Genomic DNA, 7,467 nt, shown 5'->3' with positions numbered 1-7,467 from the left:
CGACGACGTACCGCATCTGCTGAAGGTCCATCCATCCATCGTGAACACACCCGCTCAGGGGGTCAGCGGCGGCCGGGGTCCCTCGTCGGGGCGTGCGCCGGGCTGTGCGCCCTCCTCACGGATGACCTCGCCCTGTACGACCTTTCCGTCCGGCCGGTGAATGCGGGCCTGCTGGAAGGCGTCGGAGAGGCTGCCGGGGCTCGCGGCACGCATCCGGCGCTCCAGCGACCGCTCCGCGAACCGGCCGAGCCACGAGCGGACCGGCGGCACCAGCAGCAGGAGCCCCGCGGCGTCCGAGACGATGCCCGGGATCATCAGCAGCAGCCCGCCGAGCATCAGGAAGCCGTTGCCCTTGCCGCCCGAGCCGGTGGCCGGCGGGGCAGCGGCCGCACCGGGCTGCCCCGGCATCTGCTGGAGGGTCTCGGCGAGGTTGCGGAAGGCCCGGCGGCCGGCCCGCTTCATCACGGCGGCCCCGAGCACGATGCCCGCCGCCAGGAGCAGCAGCACGGTGAATCCGCCCGCCGCGTCGGCCACGACGGTGAGCAGCCAGATCTCCAGCACCGCCCAGGCGGCGATGGCTAGGGGGACGAAGGTACGGGCGCGGGAGCGCTTGGGGGCGGTCGGGGGCGGTGTGCCGGTCGTCATGGTCCCCAGTGTGCCCGTACGGCCGTCCGAACGGCACAAGGGGGTGATCATGGGCGGCTGCCCCGCTGCCCGCCGCCGTCGGCGGCGGGCGCTGCGGATCAGAGCGCCTTGCGGCCCAGGACCCGGTTCGTACGGGAGCTGACGCCCCAGGAGGTGACCCGCCAGAGCGCCTCGACCAGGATGTCGCGACTCATCTTCGAGTCGCCGATCTCCCGGTCGACGAAGGTGATCGGGACCTCGACGACGTGATAGCCGGCCTCGACGGCCCGGCGGGCCAGGTCGACCTGGAAGCAGTAGCCCTGCGAGGCGACCTGGTCGAGGCCGATGCCGTCCAGGGTCTCGGCGCGGAAGGCCCGGTAGCCGCCGGTGACGTCCCTGGTCCGCAGCCCGAGGAGGAGCCGGGAGTAGGTGCTGCCGCCGCGGGAGATCATTTCTCGGGACTTCGGCCAGTTGACCACGCGCCCGCCCGGCACCCAGCGGGAGCCGAGCACCAGGTCGGCGCCCTTGAGCGCGGTGAGCAGCCTGGGCAGTTCCTCGGGCTGGTGGGAGCCGTCGGCGTCCATCTCCACGAGCACGCCGTAGCCGTGCTCGGTACCCCAGCGGAAGCCCGCGAGGTAGGCGGCGCCGAGCCCTTCCTTGCCCTTGCGGTGCAGCACCTGGACCTGGCTGTCGCCGGAGGCGATCTCGTCGGCGATCTTGCCGGTGCCGTCCGGGCTGTTGTCGTCGGCGATCAGGATGTCGGCGTCCGGCACAGCGGCGCGCACCCGGCTGACGATCGGCTTGATGTTCTCGGCCTCGTTGTAGGTCGGAATGATCACCAGGATTCTGCCGAGCGGGCCGTACCGCCGCTGACCGCCGTCGTTCACTTACTGCCCCTTAAGTCCGTACGCAGGTGCACACCATATCCAGCGGGCGGGGGCCCATCGCCGACACGGTCGGACGGGGCTGTTCGGCGCCGGGGACAGAAGGACGGAAGTGCGGACAGAAACCCGGGTGCGCACGCGGACGGGAACTACGGATGGGGGCCCAGCGCCCTTCGGGCCGGCCTGGGACCCGCTGGCTGCGGGTCGACCTAGAGCCGTTGTCTACTGAACGTCCGGGCCCCACCCGGGTCGCACCGCCGTCCGGATGAAACCTTCCCTCGCCCCCGAGGCGCGGACGCTGAACCTGGCTGTCAGTGGTGGTGCGCCGGTGCGGCACACCACCCCATGACCCAGCGGCGTTCGACGACTGCGTGGAGTTTCGACCGGTCGGACGTCCTGTGGTGGACTCGCCGAACCTACCGGCCGGTGGGCGCGTTCTGTCAATAGCCGTCTGACCTGCAATATTTACGAAACTTGCCTGGTCAGTAGCGAAGATCCGCAGGTCGCGGCGGAGCGGGGACCACGATCGGTGACGATGCGCGATATCCGCACGTCACTCGTTCGGCCGCGCATAGACAGTTTGTCCGAAGACCACGGTCCTCAGACAGACCGGCAGCTCGGTGCCGGGGGTGAGATCGGGCAGGCCGGGTGTCCCCGACCGGGGGTCGGTGGACCAGCGGGCGACCCGGTCGTCCGGAGCCTGGACCACCAGGTCAGCGGTGCGCCAGACCGCGTAGTCGGCCGGGGCGCCGGGCACCAGGATCCCCGCGTCGTCGCGGCCGACGGCCCGCCAGCCGCCCCGGGTGTGGGCGGTGAAGCCCGCCCGTACGGAGATCCGGTGTTCGGACGTGCGGTGGAAGGCGGCGGCCCGTACGGTGCCCCACGGGTCGAGCGGGGTCACCGGGCTGTCGGAGCCGAAGGCCAGGGGCACGCCGGCCCGCAGGAGCGCCGCGTACGGGTTGAGGGTCCTGGCCCGCTCGACGCCGAGCCGCTGTGCGTACATCCCCTCCTCGCCGCCCCAGGCCGCGTCGAAGGCGGGCTGCACGGAGGCGGTCAGACCCAGCTCCGCGAAGGCGGCGACGGTCTCGGGGGTGAGCATCTCGGCGTGCTCGACCCGGTGCCGGGCGCCCCGGATCCGGGGCAGGCCGAGCGTCTCGGCGGCGGTCCGGACCCCTTCCACCACGGCGGAGACCGCGGCGTCCCCGATGGCGTGGAAGCCGGCCTGCAGCCCCGCCTCGGTGCACGCGGCGACATGGGCGGCGATTCTGGCCGCGTCCAGGTGGGCGGTGCCCGTACTTCCGGCCGGGCCGTCGGCGTACGGCTCGTGCAGGCAGGCGGTGTGCGAGCCGAGCGAGCCGTCCACGAAGAGGTCCCCGGCCGCTCCGACGGCGCCGAGCTCCCTGATCCTGCGCGCGTCCTTCTCGTCCGCGACCTGCTCGGCCCAGTAGCCGAAGACCCGCGGTCCGCTCTCCGCGGCGGCGAGCTTCAGCAGTGCGGCGAAGTCCTCCTCGTCGGAGATGTCGGGGCCGCCGCACTCGTGGACGGTGCCGATACCGAGCGACGCGGCGTGCCGCAGGGCGGCGCGCTGGGCGTCGGCACGCTGCCGCGGCGAGACGGCGCCGTGGGCCGCGGAGCGGACCGCGTGGTGGGCGGCACCGGTCAGCGGGGCGTCGGGGTGATAACCGATCAGCCCGGTGACGCCGGGGACCAGGTCGAGCAGGGCGGTGGTGACGACGGCGGAGTGCACGTCGATCCGGGGCAGGTAGACCGGCCGTCCGCCGGCCGCCGCGTCCAGCTCACCGCGGGACGGGGGGCGCTGCTCCGGCCAGCGCGTGGCGTCCCAGCCGTGGCCGAGCACGACCCGGTCCCCGGGGTGGGCGGCCACGTACGCGCGCAGCAGGCCGAGCGCCTCGTCGAGGGTCCGGGCGCCGGACAGGTCGAGGCCGGTGAGAGCCAGGCCGGTCGACGTGGTGTGGACATGGGCGTCGGTGAAGGCGGGGGTGACCAGCGCACCGTCGAGGTCGATCACTTCGTCGACGCCGCTCGCGAAGGCGTCGGCGGCCCCTTCCGAGCCCACCCAGGCGACATGGCCGCGTTCGACCACCATGGCGGTGGCGAAGGGGTCGGCGGGGCTGTGGACGTCTCCACCGCGCAGCAGCACGGTGCGGTGTTCGCTCTGGGGGGCGGTGCTCTCGGTCATGGGACCAGTCTCGCGCCTCCGGGGAGCCGCGCGGCCCCCGGCCCCCTCAGATCCGCGGCGGCCGGGCCTCGTACGGGGTGGACAGCACGACCGTGGTCCGGGTGGAGACACCGGCGAGCGAGCGGATCCGGGTGAGCAGGTGCTCCAGCTCCAGCGGCGTGGCGACGCGGACCTTGAGGATGTAGTTCTCGTCGCCCGCGACGCTGTGGCACGCCTCCAGCTCCGGGACGTCCGCGAGCCGCTCGGCGATGTCGTCCGGCGCGCTCGGGTCGAAGGGTTTCACCGAGATGAACGCGGTGAGCGGCAGGCCGACGGCCTCGGGGTCGACGACCGCGGCGTAGCCCCGGATCACCCCGCGCTGCTCCAGCCTGCGGACACGCTGATGAACGGCCGATGTGGACAGGCCCGTGGCCTTGCCCAGGTCGGTGTAGCTCATCCGCCCGTCCTTGACGAGCAACTCCACGATCTGTCGGTCCAGCTCCTCCATACGGATCAACCTATTGCCCCGGGTCCCTCCAGGCACAGCGGCAGGGGCTCCGGAAGGGGCACCTGCGGCAGGCATGTGACGAATGCCACAGGTTTACGGGTGGGTAGCGGGCCACCTGGCGGTTACGGCCGTTGCGCGACGGGAAGTGCTTGCTGTGGTCGAGGCCCTGTCGCCTGGTCGGCCCACCTGAGGGGGGAATTTCCCATGCAGAGCCTGAAGCTCACCGGACGTACCGAACCGGATCCCGTCGAGGATGCCGCGCCCGTCGAGGACACCGCTCCCGACGCGTACGACACCTTCGAGATGTACCGGGTGATCTGCCCGGACTGCGCGCAGCCGATCGCGCTGCTGGCGGGCGAGGAGGTGCTGCCGGAGCACGCGCTGTGCCCGACGCCGTGGAATCCGTTCGTGCTGACCGTCTGCGCCGGTACGGGCCGCGCGGCGTCGCAGTCGCGGCCCGCCGACGATTCCCTCGACGCCCAGGAGCAGGAGACGGGCCTGCTGTTGACGCTCCCTCAGGGGCTCGACTGGAGGATGCAGCCGTTCTCGCACGCCGGCGGCCCCGGCTCGCGCCCGCTGCGCGTGCCTCGGATGCGGCGCGACGCCGCCTGACAGCCGCTCCCGCGTCCGCGCGGGACCGGCCCGGACCCACCGGTCCGGGCCCCACAGCCCGTCTGCGCCCGCACCACGACGGCCCGGCCGCGTGGTGCCCGCGATGAAGGACCGCCTGCCGCCCGGGGACGGGGCGAACGGGCTCTCGAATCGGCCGGACAGTGACCAGGTCCCGTCCGGCGCCGTTGGCCAGGCATGACCCTGCTGCACTCAACGGCCGGTCCCGGCCGACGCCGCCTCGCCGCTCCCACCGCCGAAGAATCGGTTCCGCAGCCCGGTTCGCAGCCGGTGCCCCGGCTCGCGACTCCCCGTTCGGCGCCGCGACCGCTGCCGCACTCCACCGATCCGCCCATCTACCGGGCGCTGCTGCACCGTTGGGAGAGCGCCGACCGGACCCTGCCGGGCCGCCATGACCAGGAGTGGAACCGGATCATGGCGACGCCCGTGTGGTCCGAGCGGCCGCTGCGGGTCAGCGCGTCTCAGGACCCGCGAGGTGGCGCGCGATGACCATCCGCTGAATCTGATTGGTGCCCTCGACGATCTGCAGCACCTTGGCCTCGCGCATCAGCCGCTCGACCGGGAAGTCGAGGGTGTAGCCGTATCCGCCGAGCACCTGGACGGCGTCGACGGTGACCCGCATGGCGGTGTCCGTGCAGAACAGCTTGGCCATGGCCGCCTGGCGCGAGAAGGGCTTGCCCTCGTCGCGGAGCCGGGCGGCCTCCAGGTAGAGCGCGCGGCCCGCCTCGATCTGGGTGGCCATGTCGGCGAGCATGAAGCGCAGGCCCTGGAAGTCCGCGATGGGGCGGCCGAACTGCTGCCGTCCGGAGGCGTAGCCGACGGCCTCGTTCAGGGCGGCCTGGGCGACGCCGATCGCACAGGCGGCGATGCCGAGACGCCCGGAGTCGAGTGCGGACAGGGCGATGGCGAAGCCCTGGCCCTCCTCTCCGATCCGGCGCGCGTCGGACACCCGTACGCCGTCGAAGTTCAGCTGGGCGGTGGGCGAGCCCTTCATGCCCATCTTCTTCTCCGGGGCGGCCGCGACGAGCCCCTCGGCGTCGCCGGGAACCAGGAACGCGGTGATGCCGCGCGCGCCCTCGGCGCCGGTGCGGGCCAGGACCGTGTAGAAGTCGGCGATGCCGCCGTGGGTGATCCACGCCTTGGTGCCGGTGACGACCCAGTCGTCGCCGTCGCGTACGGCCTTCGTGCGGAGCGAGGCGGCATCGGAGCCCGCGGCGGGCTCGGAGAGGCAGTAGGCGCCCAGCAGGCCGCCTCCCAGCATCGCCGGGAGGTGTTCGGCCCGCTGCTCCTTGGTGCCGTATCCGGCGACCGCGTGGCAGGCGAGGGAATGGACGCTGACGCCGAGCCCGACGGTGAGCCGGGCGGCCGCGAGTTCTTCGAGGACCTGGAGGTAGACCTCGTACGGCTGGTCGCCACCGCCGTACGCGGAGTCGTAGGGCAGTCCCAGCAGTCCGGAGTCGGAGAGCAGCGTGAAGACCTCACGCGGGAACCGCCCCGCTTCCTCCTCCTCTGCCGCCCCGGGCGCGATCTCGCGCTGGGCGATGTCGCGGACGAGCGCGACGAGTTGCCTGGACTCCTCGGTGGGCAGACGGCGTTCCACCACGTGCGAAGCACGGTCGGTCATGACGGCGCTCTCCTCCCTGTCGGGCGTTGCGACGGTCGCGCGCGAGGGGTGTGGGCGGCGCCGCCGGGGGGCTTCCGGGCGGCGCCCGGAAAGCACTGCTGTCCAGCCGACGCCGGCCCCCTCGGATTACGAGAGCTGCTGGCCAGCGGCTGTGGCGGCTTGAGTATGCCCGATCGGACGATATCCGTCACGGGGTCACCGGGCGACTCGGCACCGGGCGGAACGATCACCGGAGTTGGTCCGAACCATTGACCCGACTGGTCTAGTCCATCTACGGTTCCCAGCGGAACGGCCTCAGCGCGTTCATGCCAAGTACACGTGACGGCCGACCACCAGCCCCCACAAGCGAGTTCCCTCCCCCACGAGGAGACAAGATGTTCGGACTGCATCGTCCACGCGCCCGGTTCCGGGCGCTCGCCGCAGCCGCCTGTACCGCCGCCCTCGGCGCCACCCTGCTGGGCGTCGCGGGCACGGCGTCGGCCGGCACTCCCCCCACCACCACGCGGGCAGCGGCTCCCGCCTCCGCCGACGCCACCCCCACGGCGGCCGGCGACAAGGTGGTCGGATACTTCACCAACTGGGGTGTCTACGGCCGCAATTACCACGTCAGGAACATCGAGACGTCCGGCTCGGCCGACAAGCTCACGCACATCAACTACGCCTTCGGCAACGTCACCGGCGGCAAGTGCGCGATCGGCGACTCGTACGCCGACTACGAGAAGGCGTACACCGCCGACCAGTCCGTCGACGGCGTGGCGGACACCTGGGACCAGGATCTGCGGGGCAACTTCAATCAGCTGCGCAAGCTGAAGAAGCTGCACCCGGACCTGAAGGTCATCTGGTCGTTCGGCGGCTGGACCTGGTCCGGCGGCTTCGGCGAGGCCGCGAAGAACCCCGCCGCCTTCGCCGAATCCTGCTACAACCTGGTGGAGGACCCGCGCTGGGCCGATGTCTTCGACGGCATCGACATCGACTGGGAGTACCCCAACGCCTGTGGCCTGACCTGCGACACCAGCGG

7 protein-coding genes are annotated in these 7,467 nt (G+C 72.3%); 2 read left to right on the top strand and 5 right to left on the bottom strand.

Annotation, left to right across the window (positions count from 1 at the left end):
- Nucleotides 1–54 precede the first annotated feature (54 nt).
- The 4 genes from fxsA to ACWCPY_RS42495 form a co-directional block, all read right to left on the bottom strand.
- Nucleotides 55–645, bottom strand: coding sequence for an FxsA family membrane protein (gene fxsA / locus ACWCPY_RS42510; protein WP_451274466.1), 591 nt, complete (start codon nt 643–645; stop codon nt 55–57).
- A gap of 98 nt (nt 646–743) precedes the next feature.
- Nucleotides 744–1,511 (bottom strand): polyprenol monophosphomannose synthase, encoded by a 768-nt coding sequence (locus ACWCPY_RS42505; RefSeq protein WP_451274464.1) that lies wholly within the window; start codon nt 1,509–1,511, stop codon nt 744–746.
- 550 nt (nt 1,512–2,061) lie between these two features.
- Complete coding sequence (locus ACWCPY_RS42500; protein ID WP_451274462.1) at nt 2,062–3,708, bottom strand: amidohydrolase; 1,647 nt, start codon at nt 3,706–3,708, stop codon at nt 2,062–2,064.
- Nucleotides 3,709–3,754: 46 nt separating this feature from the next.
- Nucleotides 3,755–4,195: an Lrp/AsnC family transcriptional regulator gene (locus ACWCPY_RS42495; RefSeq protein WP_072489340.1), complete on the bottom strand. Its 441-nt coding sequence runs from the start codon at nt 4,193–4,195 to the stop codon at nt 3,755–3,757.
- A 204-nt stretch (nt 4,196–4,399) separates the two neighbouring features.
- Between ACWCPY_RS42495 and ACWCPY_RS42490 the strand changes: the two genes are divergently transcribed.
- Nucleotides 4,400–4,807: a hypothetical protein gene (locus ACWCPY_RS42490; protein ID WP_451274459.1), complete on the top strand. Its 408-nt coding sequence runs from the start codon at nt 4,400–4,402 to the stop codon at nt 4,805–4,807.
- Nucleotides 4,808–5,276: 469 nt separating this feature from the next.
- On the opposite strand, the gene ACWCPY_RS42485 is transcribed toward ACWCPY_RS42490, so the two are convergent.
- Nucleotides 5,277–6,449 carry an acyl-CoA dehydrogenase family protein gene (locus tag ACWCPY_RS42485; protein ID WP_451274457.1) on the bottom strand — a complete coding sequence of 391 codons (1,173 nt, stop codon included), beginning with the start codon at nt 6,447–6,449 and terminating at the stop codon, nt 5,277–5,279.
- A gap of 374 nt (nt 6,450–6,823) precedes the next feature.
- On the opposite strand from ACWCPY_RS42485, the gene ACWCPY_RS42480 reads away from it, so the two are divergent.
- Nucleotides 6,824–7,467 (top strand): glycosyl hydrolase family 18 protein (locus ACWCPY_RS42480; RefSeq protein WP_451274455.1); only part of this gene is annotated, 644 nt, incomplete at its 3' end.

It is taken from the genome of Streptomyces sp. NPDC002403 (assembly GCF_053593015.1).
This window is presented reverse-complemented; position numbering and strand designations above follow the sequence as displayed.